Annotated in this window: 15 protein-coding genes; 11 read left to right on the forward strand and 4 right to left on the reverse strand. The window is 68.3% G+C overall.

Translation table 11 applies throughout. The features are described 5' to 3' along the window. Window positions 1-21 precede the first annotated feature (21 nt). A complete protein-coding gene (locus tag AAHA49_RS10365) occupies window positions 22-1,473 on the reverse strand; it encodes a helix-turn-helix domain-containing protein (protein WP_425286513.1) in 1,452 nt (483 codons plus the stop codon). 180 nt (window positions 1,474-1,653) lie between these two features. On the opposite strand from AAHA49_RS10365, the gene aceA reads away from it, so the two are divergent. Beyond that, window positions 1,654-2,949 (forward strand): isocitrate lyase, encoded by a 1,296-nt coding sequence (aceA, locus tag AAHA49_RS10370; RefSeq protein ID WP_137826914.1) that lies wholly within the window; start codon window positions 1,654-1,656, stop codon window positions 2,947-2,949. A 192-nt stretch (window positions 2,950-3,141) separates the two neighbouring features. Continuing rightward, window positions 3,142-4,746 carry a malate synthase gene (locus AAHA49_RS10375; RefSeq protein WP_342038218.1) on the forward strand — a complete coding sequence of 535 codons (1,605 nt, stop codon included), beginning with the start codon at window positions 3,142-3,144 and terminating at the stop codon, window positions 4,744-4,746. A 298-nt stretch (window positions 4,747-5,044) separates the two neighbouring features. Here AAHA49_RS10375 and AAHA49_RS10380 read toward each other — a convergent pair whose 3' ends face one another. Then, entirely contained in the window at window positions 5,045-5,647 is a 603-nt protein-coding gene (locus AAHA49_RS10380; RefSeq protein WP_342038219.1) for a mycothiol transferase, read from the reverse strand. A gap of 265 nt (window positions 5,648-5,912) precedes the next feature. Between AAHA49_RS10380 and AAHA49_RS10385 the strand changes: the two genes are divergently transcribed. Next, a complete protein-coding gene (locus AAHA49_RS10385) occupies window positions 5,913-6,881 on the forward strand; it encodes a helix-turn-helix transcriptional regulator (RefSeq protein WP_342038220.1) in 969 nt (322 codons plus the stop codon). Between the two features lie 129 nt (window positions 6,882-7,010). Here the strand turns inward: AAHA49_RS10385 and AAHA49_RS10390 are convergent, their stop codons facing one another. Continuing rightward, the gene (locus AAHA49_RS10390; RefSeq protein ID WP_342038221.1) at window positions 7,011-7,718 is read right to left on the reverse strand and encodes a cysteine hydrolase family protein; all 708 of its coding nucleotides are present in this window, start codon (window positions 7,716-7,718) and stop codon (window positions 7,011-7,013) included. Window positions 7,719-7,788: 70 nt separating this feature from the next. Here AAHA49_RS10390 and AAHA49_RS10395 point away from each other — a divergent pair, with 70 nt between their 5' ends. Together AAHA49_RS10395 and AAHA49_RS10400 are read left to right on the forward strand one after the other, a co-directional pair. Further along, entirely contained in the window at window positions 7,789-8,913 is a 1,125-nt protein-coding gene (locus tag AAHA49_RS10395; RefSeq protein WP_342038222.1) for a GlxA family transcriptional regulator, read from the forward strand. A 144-nt stretch (window positions 8,914-9,057) separates the two neighbouring features. Next, window positions 9,058-9,447 carry a universal stress protein gene (locus AAHA49_RS10400; protein ID WP_137826919.1) on the forward strand — a complete coding sequence of 130 codons (390 nt, stop codon included), beginning with the start codon at window positions 9,058-9,060 and terminating at the stop codon, window positions 9,445-9,447. Window positions 9,448-9,556: 109 nt separating this feature from the next. Here AAHA49_RS10400 and AAHA49_RS10405 read toward each other — a convergent pair whose 3' ends face one another. After that, window positions 9,557-12,502 carry an FAD-binding and (Fe-S)-binding domain-containing protein gene (locus tag AAHA49_RS10405; RefSeq protein WP_342038223.1) on the reverse strand — a complete coding sequence of 982 codons (2,946 nt, stop codon included), beginning with the start codon at window positions 12,500-12,502 and terminating at the stop codon, window positions 9,557-9,559. A gap of 328 nt (window positions 12,503-12,830) precedes the next feature. Here AAHA49_RS10405 and AAHA49_RS10410 point away from each other — a divergent pair, with 328 nt between their 5' ends. The 6 genes from AAHA49_RS10410 to AAHA49_RS10435 all read left to right on the forward strand — a co-directional run bounded on the left by AAHA49_RS10410 (window position 12,831) and on the right by AAHA49_RS10435 (window position 18,975). Beyond that, complete coding sequence (locus AAHA49_RS10410) at window positions 12,831-13,073, forward strand: hypothetical protein (RefSeq protein ID WP_342038224.1); 243 nt, start codon at window positions 12,831-12,833, stop codon at window positions 13,071-13,073. A 326-nt stretch (window positions 13,074-13,399) separates the two neighbouring features. Then, entirely contained in the window at window positions 13,400-14,554 is a 1,155-nt protein-coding gene (locus AAHA49_RS10415; RefSeq protein WP_342038225.1) for an inositol monophosphatase family protein, read from the forward strand. Window positions 14,555-14,742: 188 nt separating this feature from the next. Beyond that, window positions 14,743-15,735, forward strand: coding sequence for a siderophore ABC transporter substrate-binding protein (locus tag AAHA49_RS10420; RefSeq protein WP_342038226.1), 993 nt, complete (start codon window positions 14,743-14,745; stop codon window positions 15,733-15,735). Between the two features lie 84 nt (window positions 15,736-15,819). Further along, window positions 15,820-16,983, forward strand: coding sequence for an ABC transporter permease (locus AAHA49_RS10425; protein WP_342038227.1), 1,164 nt, complete (start codon window positions 15,820-15,822; stop codon window positions 16,981-16,983). A gap of 181 nt (window positions 16,984-17,164) precedes the next feature. Then, complete coding sequence (locus tag AAHA49_RS10430; protein WP_342038250.1) at window positions 17,165-18,223, forward strand: iron chelate uptake ABC transporter family permease subunit; 1,059 nt, start codon at window positions 17,165-17,167, stop codon at window positions 18,221-18,223. Further along, window positions 18,220-18,975: an iron ABC transporter ATP-binding protein gene (locus AAHA49_RS10435; RefSeq protein WP_342038228.1), complete on the forward strand. Its 756-nt coding sequence runs from the start codon at window positions 18,220-18,222 to the stop codon at window positions 18,973-18,975. Before AAHA49_RS10430 ends, AAHA49_RS10435 begins: the two co-directional genes overlap by 4 nt. Window positions 18,976-19,008 lie beyond the last annotated feature (33 nt).

Here is a 19,008-nt window from a genome sequence, read left to right on the forward strand (position 1 = left end):
CCACCGGCACCGGCCTTGCCCTCACCCGGAGTGGCGTTCGAGGAACTCGAAGACCTCGGTGTCATCGACGCCGGGCACCGCTCCGGGCGGAACGGCGGCGAGCAGGGACGCGTGCATCTTCGCCGACGGCAGGGAGTTGTCCTCCCACTTCGCGGCGAGCTCCTCCGGCGCCGTGCGGCAGCACGAGGGATCCGGGCAGCGTGACTGCGAGCGGATCGAGGACTCCCGGCCTTCGAACCACTTGACGTGGGCGAACGGCACCCCGACGCTGATCGCGTAGTCGCCTCCGGGCAGCACCCGGGCCGTGCACCAGTACGATCCCTGCGGGGTGTCCGTGTACTGGTAGTAGGGGCTGAAGCGGTCGGCGACCCGGAAGACGGTGCGCGAGGTGAAGCGCTTGCATGCGAACTGGCCCTCGATCGCCCCGAGCGGGTCGGTGGGGAAGGGCAGGCCGTCGTTCGAGTACGCCTTGTGGATCGTGCCCGAGGCGTGGACCTTCATGAAGTGGACGGGCAGGCCGAGGTGCTCGGTCGCGAGGTTCGTGAACCGGTGGGCGGCGGTCTCGTAGCCGACGCCGAACATGTCCCGCAGGTACTCCACCGAGAGCTCCCGCTTCCGCTTGGCCTCGGTGAGTACCGGCACCGCCGCACTCTCGGGCAGCAGCACGGCCGCGGCGAGATAGTTCGCGTCGACGCGCTGCTGGAGGAACTCGCGGAAGTCCTTCGGCGCCTCATGCCCGAGCACGTGCGGGGCGAGACTCGTGAGCAGATGCGTGCGCGGATCGAAGGCGGCATCGGCATTGGGCAGGTAGATCCGCCGGTTCGCGGTGTCGGAGATCGACCGGGTCGAGGACGGCAGATCGGAGACGTAGTGGAGGCTGAAGCCGAGCTTCTCCGCGATCGTCGCCGTCTCCCGCTGGGACACCGTCCCCGACTCATAACCGGCGAGCGAGAGCAGCTCGGCCGCCTGCTTCTCGAGGTCGGCGAAGTAGTTGTTCTTCTCCCGCATCGTCTCCCGCAGCTCCCGGTTGGCCCGCCTGGCCTCCTCCGGGGTCGCCGCCCGCCGGGTGAGCACCTCGGAGAGCTGCCGCTGCAGGCCGACGATCGCCTCGAGCGCATCCTGCGGCAGGGACTTGATGCGCACCTGCGGCAGACCGAGCGAGGAGTACATCGGGGAGGCCTGATTCCGCTCGGCCTCGAGCTCGAGAGCCTGCCTGCCGTCGACCGGGGTGGGGTCGAGGAGGTCTGCGACCTCGGTTCCCAGCGCCTGCGCGATGCTCGCAAGCAGCGTGACAGAAGTTTCCCGCTTGCCGTTCTCGATCGTCGAGATCTGCGAGGCCGCACGCCCCACTCTCTCCCCGAGCTCCGACAGCGTCAGACCCGCCTCTTTGCGAAAAAATCTGATTCTTCTGCCGATGCTGAGGTTGTCGACGGACGGACTCGTTTCCGTCTTCGGTGCTTGAGTACTGGTCACAACGGCCTCCGAGGTGGCGATCGGGGTGGTTCAGTGTGGGTGTGACCAGTATGACAGAAGCCATATTTTTCACCAATGGGAAGAAGCAAGAATCTTCTTCCCACTTTCCTCTGTCGGAGGGCTTGCGGCCGCACCAAGATGGATCACACGAACCTCGGAACAACACAGGAGTGAGACATCATGAGCGCGAACACCACGCCGAACGAACTGCACGACATCGAAGCGATCCGCCGCGACTGGGCCACCAACCCCCGCTGGCAGGGAGTCGCCCGCGAGTACTCGCCCGAGGATGTCGTCAAGCTGCGCGGCTCGGTGATCGAAGAGCACACGCTGGCCCGCCGCGGAGCCGAGAAGCTCTGGGAGGAGATCCACGACCTCGACTTCGTCAACGCCCTCGGCGCGCTGACCGGCAACCAGGCCGTCCAGCAGGTCAAGGCCGGCCTCAAGGCCATCTACCTCTCCGGCTGGCAGGTCGCCGCCGACGCGAACCTCTCCGGCCACACCTACCCGGACCAGTCGATCTACCCGGCGAACTCGGTTCCCGCGGTCGTCCGCCGGATCAACAACGCGCTCATGCGCGCCGACCAGATCGAGCACGCCGAGGGCATCAGCACCGTCGAGGACTGGATGGTCCCGATCGTCGCCGACGCCGAGGCCGGCTTCGGCGGTCCGCTCAACGCCTTCGAGCTCATGAAGGGCATGATCAACTCCGGCGCCGCCGGCGTCCACTGGGAGGATCAGCTCGCGAGCGAGAAGAAGTGCGGCCACCTCGGCGGCAAGGTCCTCATCCCCACTTCGCAGCACATCCGCACCCTCCAGTCGGCCCGCCTGGCCGCTGACGTCGAGAACGTCCCCTCGGTCATCATCGCCCGCACCGACGCCGACGCCGCGACGCTGATCACCACCGACGTCGATGAGCGGGACCAGCCGTTCATCACCGGTGAGCGCACCGCTGAGGGCTACTACAAGGTCCGCAACGGACTCGAAGCCTGCATCGCCCGCGGCAACGCGTACGCCCCGTACTCGGATCTGCTGTGGATGGAGACCTCGCTGCCCGACCTCGAGGTCGCCAAGCAGTTCGCCGAGGCGATCCACGCCGAGCACCCGGACCAGCTGCTCGCGTACAACTGCTCGCCGTCGTTCAACTGGCGCAAGCACCTCGACGACGACACGATCGCGAAGTTCCAGCGCGAGCTCGGGGCGATGGGCTACAAGTTCCAGTTCATCACCCTCGCCGGCTTCCACGCGCTCAACTACTCGATGTTCGACCTCGCCCACGGCTACGCCCGTGAGCAGATGAAGGCCTACGTCGACCTGCAGGAGCGCGAGTTCGCCGCCGAGGAGCGCGGATACACCGCCACGAAGCACCAGCGCGAGGTCGGCACCGGCTACTTCGACCTCGTCTCGACCGCCGTCAACCCGGAGGGCTCGACCCTGGCCCTGTCCGGATCGACCGAGGAAGCCCAGTTCCACTGAGCAGCCGCCCCGCACCTGCCGGGCCCGACCGGCCCGGCAGGTGAGGAACCCACAGACTCGGCGCGGCTCGACGATGTTTTCACGGGGTTTGCATCGTCGATCCGCGCCGAACCCCCACACAGCGCACACCCCGCACCCGCATCCAGCACACCGCAGTCCCTTACAGCACTCGGAAAGAGTGAGGAGAAGACAATGTCCCGCATCACGATCAACGCACCTGAGGCACCCGGATACGACACCGTTCTCTCGGCGCAGGCGCTCGACTTCGTCGCGGGCCTCCACGAGACCTTCGCAGGCCGCCTCGGCGCCCTCATGGCCAAGCGCGGCAACCGCTCGGCGGAGATGAACGACGGCACGCTGCCGCGCTTCACCCCCGACTACGCAGCGGTGCGCGCCGACCGGACCTGGCAGGTCGCCGGCTCCCTCGACGCTCCCGGCCTCGAGGACCGCAGGGTCGAACTCGCCGGCCCCGTCACCGAACCCGAGATCGTCGCGGCACTGAACTCGCAGGCCAAGGTCTTCATCGCCGACTTCGAGGACTCGACGAGCCCGACCTGGGCGAACATCCTCGGCGGACAGCATGCCCTCTACCTCGCGGTGCGCGATCGGCTGCCGGGCGTGAGCAATCGCAATCAGCCGACGATCGGGATGCGCCCGCGCGGCTGGCACTTGCCGGAGAAGCACCTCACCTTCACGAACTCAGACGGTGAGCAGACGCCGGCGATCGGCGCGCTCGTCGACTTCGGGCTCTACTTCTTCCACAACGCCAAGCACCTCATCGACGGCGGCACGGGACCCTACTTCTACCTGCCCAAGCTCGAGTCCTCGCTCGAGGCCAGGCTGTGGAACCAGATCTTCGTCTGGGCGCAGGACCAGATGGGCATCCCGCAGGGCACGATCCGTGCGACCGTCCACATCGAGACGATCGCGGCCGCGTTCCACATGGAGGAGATCCTCTGGGAGCTGCGCGACCACTGCGCCGGCCTCCAGGCCGCCGGCTGGGACTACCTGTTCTCCGTCGTGAAGAACCTCCGCCACTCCACCGAGTTCATCCTCCCCGACCGCGACCGCCTGACGAACTCGCTGCCGCTGATGAAGGCCTTCACCGACCGTCTCGTGTGGACCTGCCACCGTCGCGGCGCCCATGCGATCGGGACGATGACGAACCTCATGACCAGCCACCCCGACGAGGGCTTCGTCGCCGCCGAGTTCGCCCGGATGCGCGAGGACAAGGCCCGTGAGGCGTGGCAGGGCTTCGACGGCACATGGGTCGCCGACCCGGGTCTCGTGCCCGCCGCGCTCGCGGTCTACTATGCGGCGCTCGGCGAGCAGCCGCACCAGCTGGAGAACATGCGACCCGACGTGCGGGTGTGCGCCGACCACCTCCTCGACATCACCGGACTCGAACCGGTCGTCACCGAGGAAGGCGTGCGGGTCAACATCCGTGTTGCCATCGGCTACCTCAACGAGTGGCTCGGCGGCAACGGCAACGTCGCCCTGGAGAACCTTCTCGAGGACGTCTCGACCGCGGAGATCTCCCGCTCGCAGATCTGGCAGTGGATCCACCACGAGGTCACCCTCGACAACGGCCAGCAGGTGACGAGGCAGCTCGTCGAGCGCTACCTCGGCGAGGAGCTCGCCCTCATCGAACTGACCCCCGCCGACCATGTCACCGAGGCGGTCGAGATCTTCCGGGCCAGCGCCCTGACCGAGGAGTTCCCCGAGTTCCTCACGGTGCCCGCCTACACCGAGCACCTCGTCGACCGGGTGGCCAAGGACGCGGTCACCGCAGCCTGAGGGCTGGCCGCTGGCCGGCCTGGGCCACCGCCTCGGCGGGAAGTCGACTGGCCACCTCGGTGGGGACGCGGCCGACGGCCTCGGCGGTAACACACCCGAAGCCGCATCGGCACCCTGGGCCTGCACGGACTCGCACTGCACAGCGAGTCACGGCAGGACAGGGTGCCGATGTGTGCGGGCGAACATCGGCACGGTACTCCGACATCTCCACGGTGCACGCACCCTGCCGGAGTCGGAACACCGTGCGGGTGTCGGAACACCGCGCCGGAGTCGGATCGCCGAATCGCCGAGGCGCGACTCAGCCCTCGTCGCCCCAGCCCTCCGGCGGCCACGGCTGTCCGTCGGCGAGGGCGTTGAGCTGGTAGGAGATCGCGCCGTCGATCGATTCGCGGATGATGTCGGCGTGCCCGGCATGCCTGGCCATCTCCGTGGTGAGATGGACGAGGATCCAGCGCACGGTCATGTCGAAATCCTGGGGCATCCACGGGTTGGCCACCGGCACCTGCGCGTCGAGGTCGATGCCGCGCTCGGTGATGTCCTGCCTCGTCGCCGCGATCTCGGCGACGGCGCGGTCGAAGACGGCGAGCACCTCGGTGATGTCGAGATCGGGCAGAGCGCTGCCGTCGAACGCGCCATCGAGTCCGAGGGCGGCATTGAACTGCGCATAGTCCTCCTCGGTGGCGACGAGAGAGGGATCGCGCACCTGCTGGAGCCAGCCGTAGACGACCTGCGCGCCGTGCGTGAGGAGGCCTGAGATGCTCAGCGCGCTCACTGTCGGGGTACTGCGGGCCTGCCCATCAGTGAGATCGAGGGCGGTGAGCCGCAGCTGAGCGCACTGCTGCTCGAGGAAGCTGAGATGGGCGTCGGTTTCGGTCGTGACGGACGGGGCGAAGAACGGCATGGCTGGCTCCTGGGTGTGGCGGTGGACCTGGTTGAAGCGGTGGCATTGAGTGCTGATCGGTGGAACATCTCCATCTTCGAGTCCATTGCGGACGTATGATGTCCGCAGCGTTCGATGGTTCGCTACCCGGAGCATCGCATCGTTCGAGGTTCTGCAGCCCGGAACATCCGCCGCCCGGAGCGTCGCACCACTCGAACTCGCACTACCCGACCTCTTACCGCTCAACCTCTCACCAGCCGACCCCGCACCGACCCCAAGGGGACCGATGACCGCCGAGAGCAGACTCCTCCGCCTCCTCGCCCTGCTCGGCTCCGGACGATCGTTCACCGCAGGGGAGCTCGCCGGCGAGTTCGCCGTCACCGCGCGTACGATCCGCCGCGACATCGTCTCCCTCCGCGAACTCGGCTACGCGATCGACGCAGCACCGGGCGTCGACGGCGGCTACCGCGTCCGCAGCCGGACCGTGCTTGCGCCCCTCCAGCTCGACGCCGGCGAGGCGATGGCCACCGGCATCGGACTCGCCCTGCTGCGCGGTGCGGGACTGAGCACTGAGAACGCCGAGACCGCGGGTCGGAAGCTGCAGACCATGCTGCCGCCGACGATGAGCGCAACCGTCCGCGTCGTCGCCTCCGCCGTCACCGTCGCTCCCGGTCACGAACCCGACGTCGACCACGGGACCGTCGTCGCCCTCGCCTCGGCGATCGCTTCCCGCCGCCGCGTGACCTTCGCCTATGCGAAGCCATGGACGACCGCCGAGGCGGCCGACCGTCACGTCGAACCGGTCCAGATGGTCGTCCTCGGCTCCCACTGGTACCTCTTCGGCTGGGACCTCGACCGCGAGGACTGGCGCGTCTTCCGCCTCGACCGCATGGAGAGCGTCCACGAGACGACGTTCGGATTCGCACCCCGGGAGAGCCCCGACGCCGAGACGGCAGTGCGCCGGGCGGTCACCGTCGCTGCCTACGAGCACACGGTCGTTCTCGAGCTCGCCGCTGCCCGGTCCGAGATCGAACCGTGGTTCTCGACCCGCGCCGCCACGCTCACCGAGGTCGAGGGTGCTGTGCGTGTGACGTTCGGGGTGCCTGACCTGCGGGTGGCCGCGATCTACACCGCGAGCCTTCCGGTTCCGTGCCGTGTCATCTCCCCGCGGGAGTTCATCGCAGAGCTCACAGAGCTGCGCGGACGCATCGACGCGATGTGCGCCGAGGCGGGCGAGGGCGGGCCTGCAGACTAAGGTGCCGATGTGCGTGCGCGGGCTACCAGCACGGTGGTCCGACATTTCCAGGGTGCACTCACCGTGCCGGTGTCGGAACACCGTGCCGTTGCCGAAACGCCTCGCTGTTGCCGGAATACCGGGCCGAAGTCAGAGCGCCGAATCGCCGAGGCGGGCGAGGACATCCTCGGTGGTCGTCACCTCGGCGAACCCGCCCCCGGAGAGGTTGACCGCGGTGGCCTCGATGAGGGACTCGGCGCTGAGCGTGAGGGTTTCGAGGGTCGCGGTGAGCGGTTCGGCAGAACCTGCGCCGGCGGAACCCTCGTCAGGCGCTCCCCCGACGGCGGATCCTGTGATCCCGTCGGTGCGCACGGCGGCGGCGACGGTCGCGCTGAGCGGGAACGTCGTCGTCGCATCGAGTGCGACGACCACCCGGTAGCCCAGATTGCCGCCCATCCGTGCCGTCGTCTCAACGCACATGTTCGTCTGGATGCCGCCGAGGACGATCGTGTCGATGCCGCGCCCGCGCAGCCACGCGTCGAGGTCGGGGCTGCCGATGAAGGCGGAGTTGACCGTCTTCGTCACGAACAGGTCGTGGGGGGCGCGGGCCACCTCGGCGAAGAGCTGATTGCCGGAGGCGTCAGGTCGAAGCGGGGAATCGGGTTCGGTGCTGTCGTGGCGGACGAGGACGATCGGCGCCCCGGACGCGGCGAACGCGGAGATGAGGGCGCTGACGTTCGCGCGGCATCCCTCGAGGTCATGCGGTTCGCCCCAGTGGGGGTCGAGGAATCCGGTCTGCATGTCGATGACGATGAGCGCCGAGGTGGGTGTGGTCAGGCTGTTCTGCGTGGTGGTCATGCCCCCATTCCACCGCTGTGTTCGTCGAGCGACCAGTGGCGGATATGCCAGTGAGCAATAGAATCATGCCATGAACGAGAATGACCGCCGTCCGGACTCGATCTCTGAGGACCCGGCCGCCAGGAACTCGTCCTCCGGGGACCCGACCTCCGGAGACCCGGCCGCAGGGGGCCCGACCTCCGCGGACCCGGCTTCCGGGGACGCGAGCCTCGACGTCGACATCCTCGTCTTCGACGAGGTCCGCATGTACGACGTGGCCACCGCCCTCGAGGTCTTCTCCGACCGGTCGGCCAGAGGGCTGCCGCCCGTGAACGTGCGCCTCGTCGGCTCCCAGCCGAGCGTGCGCTGCGATTCGGGTGCCGTGCTGACCGTCGACACGGGTGCTGTGGTTCCCGGCCCCGCTGAATCCGCAAATCAGCGGCCTCCTCGCCTGCTCGTCGTGCCAGGCTCCGAGATGCGACTCGGCCGGCTCGCCGAGGCTGACCTCACACGAGTGCGCACCTTCGACGGCGTTGTCGCGGCCCTGTGCACCGGTGCCTTCACCCTCGCCGAGGCGGGACTGCTCACGGGTCGACGGGCGACGACGCACTGGCGGTTCGCCGACGAACTCGCGACGCGCTTCCCCGAGACCGAAGTGGTCCCCGACGAGATCTTCGTCGGCGCGGACCGCGTGTGGACCTCGGCCGGGGTGAGCGCCGGCGGGGATCTCCTCCTCCACCTCGCCGATGAAGCGTGGGGTGCCGCGGTCGCCGCGGACATCGCACGGTCGATGGTCCTGCCGCTGCGCCGTGCCGGCAATCAGGCGCAGTTCGTCGACCGGTCGGCTCTCGACCTCGCCCGCAGCGCCTCGGCGAACACCGACTTCCACGACCTCGAAGCCCACGTGACCGCCGCCCCGCAGGAGGACTGGTCGGTGCGGCGCTTCGCCCGAGAGCTCGGACTGACCGAACGCACATGCTTCCGCACCTTCCGCGACCTCACCGGGCTGACCCCGCACGAATGGCTCACCGCGATCCGGCTCGACGTCGCCCGACAGCTGCTCGAGACGACTGCGCTGCCGATCGACCACGTCGCCGCGGACTCTGGGCTGGGCTCGGGGGACAACCTGCGCAAGCACTTCGCCGCGAAGTTCGGGATGGCCCCGAACGCCTACCGCGCGACGTTCGCCGCTCGGGCCGGAACTGCTCCGCGCTGACAGCGGAGCGACCCCGAGGCGGCCCCGACGCGACCCCGAGGCGGACCCGACGCCGACGGTGCACTGCCCGCGGCAGTGACGGCGAGGTGTCCGGGAAGTGGCCGGAAGGTGAATCGCTTCACACGTCGTCCATATACTGATGCCATGACGATTCTCATCGGCTATCTTCCTGCTCCCGAAGGGGAGGCGGCGCTGCGCGCGGGGTTCGCGGAGGCCGCGCTGCGCACATGCGACGCCGTCGTGGTCAACTCCCAACGACGCGGCGCCAGCGGCGCCCCGACCGAGATCGACAAGGACGACATCGATCGCATCGTCGCCCTCGGGCAGGAGGCGGGAGTGGCCGTGAGCGTGCTCCAGCCCGACCATGAGGACGACGTGCCGGGCACGCTCAACGACCTCGCCGCCGAGCATGACGCCCAGCTCATCGTCATCGGCCTGCGCAAGCGCTCGGCCATCGGGAAGTTCATCCTCGGTTCGCAGGCCCAGCGGATCCTCCTCGAAGCCGAGGTTCCCGTGCTCACCGCGAAGGCCTGATTTTCGCCTGGCCCAGTGCGGGAGCCTGAGGCTCAGCGCGAGGGCCTGAGTCTCCCGACCTTCACCGCGTAGGCCCGAGGACGCGTTTCGCTCGCCGGGAGCCCGAGGCTCAGCGCGCGAGTCCGAGTCCGTGACCCCACGCGAGCAGTTCGGCCAGGGAGGCGCCTCGCGCATCGCTGAGGTCGGCGATCTGCGTCCGACACGAGTACCCGTCGGCGAGGACGACGCGAGACCTGTTCGGTTCGGAGTCCCGCAGCGCCGGTAGGAGGGCGAGCTCGGCGACGGCGACCGAGGTCTCGTAGTGACCGGCTTCGACTCCGAAGTTCCCGGCCAGCCCGCAGCACCCGCCGAGGAACTCCGCGCTCGCCCCCGCCCGCGACAGCAGCTCCTTATCCGCTGCCGTACCGAGAACCGCCGACTGGTGACAGTGCGGTTGGACGACCGCCTCGATGCCGGCAAGGTCGGGAAGCTCGGCGCCGATCTCGAGCAGATGCTCCGCGAGGGTCCGCACGCGCGCTCCCACCCGCTCCGCCGCATCGTCGGCGAGCAGCTTCTGCGCATCGTCCTTGAGCGTAGCCAGACACGACGGCTCGACCCCGACGATCGGCATCTGCCCGGTCGCATCGAGAGCTGCGATCGTTTGGCGAAGGTGCGTCTTCGCCGCATCGAGCTGTCCCGTCGAGATGAGCGGCAGACCGCAGCACACCGTCTGCTCGACGACGCGCACCCGCACTCCCGCATGCTCGAGGACCGCGACCGCGGCTGCGAGGATCCGCGGCGCGAAATGGTTCGACCACGAGTCCGCGAAGAGGACGACCTCGCCGAGGTGGCCCGGTCGTGCCGTCCCCAACCCGGCACCCACCTCGGCGCCCGATTCCGACCCCGCCCCTACCTCGGCGCCCGATTCCGACCCCGCCCCTACCTCGGCGCCCGACTCCGACCCCGCCCCTACCTCGGCGCGGTCATCCCACCAGCGACGGAACGTCGTCGTCGCAAACGTCGGAATCGACCGCCTCTCATCTATGCCCGCCAACCGCTTCCCCACGGCACCGACCCCGGGCAGGCGGGCGAGACGGTTGACGGCACCCGCGACCGGAGTGAGCGCGGCGGCGAGCTGCGGAAGGAACCCGAGGGCGTAGTGACTGAGCGGCCGCAGTCGCCCACGGTAGGACTGGTGGAGGACCTCGGCCTTGTACGCGGCCATGTCGGTGCCCGTCGGACATTCGCTCGCACACGCCTTGCAGGACAGGCAGAGGTCGAGCGCCTCGGCGACGGCGGGGGAGTCCCACCGGGTCTCGAGCAGATCGCCGGAGACCATCTCCTGGAGCACGCGCGCCCGACCTCTCGTCGAATGCCGCTCATCCCGGGTGGCCTGGTAGGACGGGCACATCACCCCGCCGGTCGCCGCGGAATCGGCTCGGCACTTGCCCACACCCGTGCAGCGGTGGACCGCAGAGACGAACCCCTCGGCCTCACCCGCATACGCCATCGCCAGCTCACCGGGCAGCCGTGTCCGGTAGGGCACCTCGGCGAGGCGGATCGCGGCATCGAGCGGGTCGGGATCGACGATGACCCCGGGACCGAGCAGGTGACGCGGATCGAAGAGCTCTTTGACCGCCCGGAACAGGGCGATGACCTCCGGCGGGTAGAGCAGCGGCAGGAGCTCCGAGCGCGCCCGCCCGTCCCCGTGCTCACCCGAGACCGACCCGCCGTAGCCGGCGACGAGCTCGGTCGCGGCCACGAGGAAGCGCCGCAGCACAGCGCGCCCGTCGGGTGCCTCGAGCGGGAAGTCGACGCGCATGTGCACGCACCCGTCCCCGAAGTGCCCGTACGGGATCCCCCACAGCCCATGTTCATCGAGCAGATCCATGAGATCGCGCAGATAGTCGCCGAGGTGTTCGACCGGAACCGCGGAATCCTCCCACCCGGCGTGGGCGTCACGGCCGTCGGGGGTCCGCGAGACGAGCCCCGCGCCGTCGGCACGGATCGCCCAGATCTCTGCCGCGGTCGCGGCATCGACGACGGCGGCGTCGAGGGAATCGGACTCACCGATGAGGCGCTGGGCCTGCCCGGCGAGGACGTCCGCATCGTCCCCGGTGAGCTCGACGACGAGCCAGCCGGCGCCCTGAGGCAGGGCAGGCACGGCGCCCGCTCCCTTGGCGGCGACGACCCGATCGAGCATGCGCTCATCGAGGCCCTCGCATGCGGCGACGGGGAAGTCGCGCAGCAACGGGGCATCACGGGCGGCGGCGACCATGTCCGGATAGCCGAGGACGACCGCCGAGGTGTGCGCGGGTTCGGCGACCAGCCGCATCTTCGCCGCAAGCACAATGCCCCAGGTGCCCTCGGACCCGGCGAAGGCCCGCCGCACATCGAAGCCGTTCTCGGGCAGCAGTGCCTCCAGACCGTACCCGGAGACCTGCCGGGAGAACGTGCCCAGGTGCGTGCGGATCACCCCGAGATGCTCGCCGATGAGCGCATGGAGGCGCGGGAAGAGCTCGCGCGGGTCGGTCTCGTCGAGCTCAACGATCGTGCCGTCGACGAGCATGACGCGCAGAGCGAGGATGTTCTCACCGGTGCGGCCGTAGCCCAGCGCCCGCGGGCCGCACGCGTTGTTGCCGATCATCCCGCCGATCGTGCACCGCGTGTGGGTCGACGGGTCGGGTCCGAAGCGCAGACCGTGCGCACGGGCACGCGCCTGCAGGCTCGCATGGACGCATCCGGCCTCGACCCACGCGCTCTGCTCGACGGGATCGAGCTCGAGCACGGCGTTCATATGCCGAGAGAAGTCGAGGACGATGCCGGTGCCGATCGCATTGCCCGCGATCGAGGTGCCGGCACCGCGACTGGCCACGGGCACACCGAGGCGGCGGGCCACCGAGAGCGCAGCGGCGACGTCCTCCTCGCCGTGGGGGAAGACGATCACTCGCGGGACGAGACGGAAGAGGGAGGCGTCGGAGGAATACGCCGCGCGATCGGCGTCGTCGACGCTGACGTCGTCGATCCCGGTGTCGGTGAGTGCGAGGGCGAGGGCCTCGGCCGAAACGGCGGTCATGGGTGCATTCTTCCACCGAATCTCATGTGACTGATCAACTGTCCGAGCCGCGCGATGCCAGTGCCCACCTGGGGTGAATGCAAGGAGCTCCGACAACCGACATTGTTGCTGGCGAAAATTGCACCGCTTTGCGGTTTACTCACACTTCGCGCTCAGATTAGAACAGTTCCTTCCAGGATCCGGGAAAAATTGGCGCGACATCGCTGTCGTGGTATTTAATGGAAGTACATTTTCCTGTGGCGGTGGGCCACATGTGCAGGCAAGGAAAGAAACAATGTCACGTCGCGCTCGCGAATTAACAGTGGATCAGACAGCCCTGGTTGCGGCTGTGCGCAGAATTTCCCGGCAGCGAACCAAGATCAACACGAACTACGTCATGTCGATCCTCCGCGCACGCGAAGAGGGAGCGACCTTCGGTGCCATTGCCGAGGCCGCCGGAACCTCCTCGCAGGCAGTGCAGGAGATCGTGCGCAGGCACGGGCGGGTGCAGCGTTCGGAGGGCTCGGGCGACACCGCCCGCGCTCGGTCCGAATCGACCGGCACCGAAGTGCCGGCAGCCGCTGCCGAGTGACGCAGTCGGGAAGGGGAACGACGGGTCGCCCCGCCGTCCGCCTTCGTGTGTGCGTTTCGGAGGGATGGGTGTAGTCACTCGCTGACACCATTATTTATAGGGTAAGGCTAATTGTGGCCATTCTGATTTCGCGGACGATTCTTTTGATGTTTACAGCATAAGATCGAAGCTAATTCGTTGAGCAATTCAGGGGGACCTCCAGCCGCTTCCCCGCGATGCCGACAACTCCTAATCCACAGCGCGGAACGGTTCCGCTCAGGTCGCGTTGTCAACGGCGTTCGCGGAGGTCCGCGGGGTCGTCTCGCGCCCCGCGTTAGAGTGGCGGCATGAGCGTACCGACATCACTGCCCGCCGACCTCGCCGCCGAGCCGATCGTTCGGATCGCGGCCGACCTCTCCGTCATGGCGTGGGAGCAGATGACCGCCTGGCGCTCGTCCCTGGGGGCCGATCTCGACGAATCCGTCGTTGACACGAAGACCTCTCCCAACGACCTCGTCACCCTTGCCGACGCGCAGATCGAGTCCCTCGTCCGCGGTTACCTGGCCGCCGTGCGGCCCGGTGACCTCATGGTCGGCGAGGAGGGCGCGGAGGCGCTCGACCCCGTCGAGTTCTTCGACCGCGAGCTCCTCCTCCGACTCCATTCCTTCGATCCCGTGACGGGTCGCCTCGCCGAGGTGACCGATACCGGACTCATTGGTGACGGGCCCGGCCTCGGCGCATCCGGGGGACCGGGCGAGGCGTCCGGCGGAGCGGGGGAGACATCCGGCGCAGAGGCGACGGGGGCGGTCCGCCTCGAGTGGCACGTCGATCCGATCGACGGCACCGTGAACTTCGTGCGCGGCATCGAGCACTTCGCGTTCTCCGTCGGCGTCCTCCACGCGCGCGGCGAGGAGGTCGAGAGCGCCCCCGCCGAGGAGGTCGAGGCCGGCGTCAAGCGTCCCGCTGCCGCCCCGGCTGCAGGATCGTCGGCAGGTGATCCCGCCGGTGACTGGCTCGTCGGACTCGTCGCCTCGCCCGGCCTCGGTGCGACCTTCGTGGCCGCGCGCGGTCGCGGTGCCTACCGCGTCGAAGGACGCCTGTTCGATCGGATGCCCGAGCCGATCGGCACCGCGGACGCGGCGCCGACCCCCACCTCGGCGAAACGGCTCTCCGGTGCCCCGGTCGGTCTCTCGGGACGCCTGCTCGCCACCGGCTTTGCGTACAAGGGCGACAACCGCTCCCGGCAGCTGGCGAAGCTGCCGGTTCTCGTGGACGGCTACGACGACATCCGCCGCTGCGGCTCGGCGGCACTCGACCTCTGCATGGTCGCCGAGGGGAAGGTGACGTGCTACGCCGAACGCGGGCTGGGCATCTACGACTACGCCGGCGGCGCCCTCATCGCCGAGGAGGCCGGTGCCTTCGTCCATCGCGGGGGAGCGGGCGGGCCGACGGCAGCGGCCGATTCGGCCGAGGAGCTCGCACGACTCATCGAGACGATCTGAGGCCGAGGCCGCACCTCGGCGACTCTGCGCCGGGCTCTCACGCCTCGACCGAAGCGGTACCGCTCCGCCCGGAATGTGACACAGTTAACGGCACGCTCGCATCGTCTAATTCCTGAAGTTTAGGCTAAGCTAACTTTCAGATGACTTTCATCTGCACACGAACGATCGCCTGAAGGAAGCAGAACACGATGATCTCGACCCGACTCCGCCTCGGCGCCGCTCTCGGCGTCCTGGCCCTGGCTCTCACCGGCTGCGGTGCCAGTGCCGACTCCAGCGAGCAGAACGCCGCCGGCGCCTCCGGCACCGTCACGGTCGAGGACAACAACGGCAAACAGACCGTGAAGTCCCCGCCGACCTCGGTCGTCGCCACGGACAACCGCACCTTTGAGACCCTCGACTCCTGGGGCATCGAACTCACGGCCGCCGCCCGCGGTCTCATGCCGGAGGGCCTGTCGTACACGAACAACGACAAGATCGCCGACCTCGGCAACCACCGCGAACCCGACCTCGAGAAGGTCGTCGCCGCGAAGCCCGACCTCATCGTCAACGGACAGCGCTTCGCGCAGTTCCACGACGACCTGCAGAAGCTCGCCCCCGAGGCCGTCGTCCTCGAGCTCGACCCGCGCGACGGCAAGCCCTTCGACGAGGAGCTGCGCCGCCAGACCACCACCCTCGGTGAGATCTTCGGCAAGCAGGCCGAGGCGAAGAAACTCGTCGATGACTTCGACGCCTCGATCGAACGCGCGAAGTCGGCCTACAACGGCAGCGACAAGGCCATGGGCGTCATCACCACCGCCGGCGACATCGGCTACTCCGCCCCCGGCGTCGGCCGCACCGTCGGACCGGTCTTCGACATCCTCGGCCTCAAGCCGGCCCTCGACGTGCCCGAAGGCAGCGACAGGGACAAGGGTGACGACGTCTCGGTCGAGGCCATCGCGCAGTCCAAGCCCGACCTCATGATCGTCATGGACCGTGACGCCTCCTTCGCACCCGAAGAGCGTGAGAAGGGCTCGGCCCCGGCCGCCGAGGTGATCGAGAAGTCCGAGGCCCTCAAGTCCGTGCCCGCGGTGCAGAACGACAAGATCGTCTACTTCCCCGAGGACACCTACCTCAACGAAGGCATCCAGACCTACACCGAGTTCTTCAACGGCTTCGCCGACAAGCTCGAAGCGCAGAAGTAAGCAGAACCTCCCGCGGGGGCATTCCCCAGCGGAGGCGCCGTGGCGGCGCACCTGCGCCGCCACGCCACAACGGGGAACGGCAGCATGACGAACTCAGGAAAGACGGGCGGAGCGACAGCCTCGGCGGGGGAGGACCCCGGCGGGGACACATCTGTCTCACGACGTCCGGACCCACAGGATCGGAGCTCCCAGCGGCCCGGCACGGACGGCTCGAGCACGACGGGCTCAGGCACGACGGGCTCCGGCACGACGGGCTCCGGCACGGACGGTGCCGGGGACCGGTCGTCGGCGAAGACCCGAGGACGGCTGCTGAGCTGGCAGCTGGGAGTCGCGACGCTTGCGGTGCTCGCCCTCCTCGCAGCCTCCCTGCTCACCGGGGTCTACGACATCTTCGGGGCCGCCGACGGTGCCGAGATGTTCCAGATCACTCGGATCCCGCGCACGGTCGCACTCGTCCTCGCGGGTGCCGCGATGGCGATGTGCGGGCTCGTCATGCAGCTGCTCACGCAGAACCGATTCGTCGAGCCGACGACGACGGGGACGACGGAGTGGGCTGGGCTCGGCCTCATGCTCACCGTCATCATCTACCCCGAGGCGACGATCCTGCAGCGCATGATCGGCGCGATCCTCGCCGCGTTCATCGGCACCCTCATCTTCTTCCTCTTCCTCCGCCGCGTCTCGCTGAAGTCCTCGCTCATCGTCCCCATCGTCGGCATCATGCTCGGTGCCGTGGTCGGGGCGATCACGACGTTCATCGCCGTGTCGACGGACATGCTGCAGAACCTCAGCATCTGGTTCGCCGGCAGCTTCACCTCGATCCTGCGCGGACAGTACGAGGTCCTCTGGATCGTCGCGATCGTCGTCGTCGCCGTGTTCATCACTGCCGACCGGTTCACGGTCGCGGGCCTGGGCAAGGAGATCTCGACGAGCGTGGGCCTGAAGTACAACCAGGTCATCCTCGTCGGCACGATCCTCGTGGCCATCGCCACCGGCGTCGTCACCGTCGTCGTCGGCTACCTGCCGTTCCTCGGGCTCATCGTGCCCAACATCGTCTCGATGGTCCGCGGCGACGATCTGCGCTCGAACCTGCCGTGGGTGTGCCTGCTCGGCATCGCGATCGTCACCGTCTGCGACCTCATCGGACGCCTCATCATCGCCCCGTTCGAGGTCCCGGTCTCGCTCATCCTCGGCATCGTCGGGGCCGCCGTCTTCATCGCCCTGATCCTGCGTCAGAGGAGGCGCGGCTGACATGACCGACACGAACATTCACGGCACCGGGCCGATGGCGGATTCCGCCGGCACCCCGAAGGACGGGGCTGCCCGGAAGGGCACGACCGCCTCGGCGCAGGGCGGGAACACCGCCCCTTCGGAGCCCGGGAACCGGCGGACGACTCCGGTGGCAGCGGACCCCGCGACCGCCTCGGCGGGCATGACTGCGTCGGCGGGACCGGGCGACCCCGCGACCGCCTCGGCGCAGGACCGATCCTCACGGCACTCAGGGCCGCTGACGACCCGTCGGGCACGCAAGCGGTACTGGACGATCATCGCGATCCTGTCCGTCGCCGCGGTCGGGATCGCGTTCGGCCTCCTGGCCTGGGACAACCCGCTGCCGATCACGGACGAGGGCTTCTGGCTCATCGCGGGACTGCGCGGGCGCAGCCTCGTCGTCCTCATCATCGTCGCCCTCTGCCAGGCGTTCGCCACGGTCGCGTTCCAGACGGTGACGAACAACCGGATCATCACGCCCTCGATCATGGGCTTCGAATCGCTCTACGTCGCCGTCCAGACCTCGGCGATGTACTTCTTCGGCGTCACCGCCCTTGTCGAGCTCCGCGGGCTCGTACCGTTCACCGTCCAGCTCGTGGTCATGGTCGGGCTCTCGCTCGCCCTCTACGGCTGGCTGCTGTCGGGCAAGTACGCAAACGTCGAGGTCATGCTGCTCGTCGGCGTCGTCATCGGCGGAGGGCTGGGGTCGGTGGCGACGTTCATGCAGCGCACCCTGACCCCGAGCGAGTTCGACGTCCTCTCCGCGCGCCTCTTCGGGTCGATCGCGAACTCCGATGCGACGTACCTCCCGGTCGCGATCCCGCTGTGCCTCATCGCGTGCGCGGGGATCTACCTGTCCTCGCCGAGGCTCAACGTCCTCGCGCTCGGGAAGGGCGTGACCGGCAACCTGGGGCTCAACCACACGCGCGAGACGATCAAGATCCTCGTCTTCGTCTCGATCCTCATGGCGGTGTCCGTGTCGATGATCGGGCCGATGATCTTCCTGGGCTTCCTCGTCGCGATGCTCGCCTACCAGTTCTCCGACACCTACGACCACCGGTACGTGCTGCCGATGGCGGGCCTGCTCGGGTTCGTCGTGCTCGGCGGCGCGTACTTCGTGCTCAAGAACATCTTCTACGCCGAGGGCGTGGTCTCCATCATCATCGAAGTCATCGGCGGAGGCGTGTTCCTCTTCGTCATCATGCGGAAGGGTCGACTGTGATCACACTCGGCGAGGTTGCCAAGAACTACAGTGAGAGCGTGCAGATCGGGCCCGTCGACCTGCACATCCCGGCGGGCGGGGTGACCGCGCTCGTGGGACCCAACGGCGCGGGCAAGTCGACGCTTTTAACGATGATCGGGCGGCTGCTCGACATCGACGCCGGCGCGATCGAGATCGCCGGCTACGACGTGGCCTCGACGAAGTCGAAGGACCTCGCGAAGATCGTGTCGATCCTGCGTCAGGAGAATCATTTCATCACCCGGCTCACGATCCGCCAGCTCGTCGGGTTCGGCCGCTTCCCATATTCGAAGGGGCGGCTGACGACGGCGGACGAGGAGATCATCTCCCGCGCGATCGACTTCCTCGAGCTCGGGGAGCTGGAGAACCGGTTCATCGACGAGCTCTCCGGCGGTCAGCGGCAGCGCGCGTACGTGGCGATGGTGCTCGCCCAGGACACCGAATACGTCCTCCTCGACGAACCGCTGAACAACCTCGACATGAAGCACTCCGTGCAGATGATGCAGCACCTGCGCCGTGCCGCCAGCGAGATGGGCCGCACGATCGTCATCGTCATCCACGACATCAACTTCGCCGGTCACTACGCCGACCACATCTGCGCCGTGAAGGACGGGAAGGTCGCGGAATTCGGCACCCCTGAGGAGATCATCACCGCCGAGGTGCTCACCCGAGTCTTCGACACCCCCGTCGATGTCGTCGACGGCCCCCGCGGCCGGCTCGCTGTGTACTACTGAGGGGCGCGGGCCGGGACTTGGCTCTGCCCTCGA

Source organism: Brevibacterium ammoniilyticum, from assembly GCF_038429965.1.
Lineage (GTDB): Bacteria > Actinomycetota > Actinomycetes > Actinomycetales > Brevibacteriaceae > Brevibacterium > Brevibacterium ammoniilyticum.

Excerpts from the sequence above, each read along its gene's own strand:
- AAHA49_RS10400 (WP_137826919.1), top strand. The coding sequence starts at position 9,058 with ATGACGATTCTCATCGGCTATCTTCCTGCTCCCGAAGGGGAGGCGGCG.
- AAHA49_RS10390 (WP_342038221.1), bottom strand. The coding sequence starts at position 7,718 with ATGACCACCACGCAGAACAGCCTGACCACACCCACCTCGGCGCTCATC.
- AAHA49_RS10425 (WP_342038227.1), top strand. The coding sequence starts at position 15,820 with ATGACGAACTCAGGAAAGACGGGCGGAGCGACAGCCTCGGCGGGGGAG.
- AAHA49_RS10380 (WP_342038219.1), bottom strand. The coding sequence starts at position 5,647 with ATGCCGTTCTTCGCCCCGTCCGTCACGACCGAAACCGACGCCCATCTC.
- AAHA49_RS10420 (WP_342038226.1), top strand. The coding sequence starts at position 14,743 with ATGATCTCGACCCGACTCCGCCTCGGCGCCGCTCTCGGCGTCCTGGCC.
- AAHA49_RS10375 (WP_342038218.1), top strand. The coding sequence starts at position 3,142 with ATGTCCCGCATCACGATCAACGCACCTGAGGCACCCGGATACGACACC.
- AAHA49_RS10395 (WP_342038222.1), top strand. The coding sequence starts at position 7,789 with ATGAACGAGAATGACCGCCGTCCGGACTCGATCTCTGAGGACCCGGCC.
- AAHA49_RS10415 (WP_342038225.1), top strand. The coding sequence starts at position 13,400 with ATGAGCGTACCGACATCACTGCCCGCCGACCTCGCCGCCGAGCCGATC.
- AAHA49_RS10385 (WP_342038220.1), top strand. The coding sequence starts at position 5,913 with ATGACCGCCGAGAGCAGACTCCTCCGCCTCCTCGCCCTGCTCGGCTCC.
- AAHA49_RS10430 (WP_342038250.1), top strand. The coding sequence starts at position 17,165 with ATGACTGCGTCGGCGGGACCGGGCGACCCCGCGACCGCCTCGGCGCAG.
- AAHA49_RS10405 (WP_342038223.1), bottom strand. The coding sequence starts at position 12,502 with ATGACCGCCGTTTCGGCCGAGGCCCTCGCCCTCGCACTCACCGACACC.
- aceA (WP_137826914.1), top strand. The coding sequence starts at position 1,654 with ATGAGCGCGAACACCACGCCGAACGAACTGCACGACATCGAAGCGATC.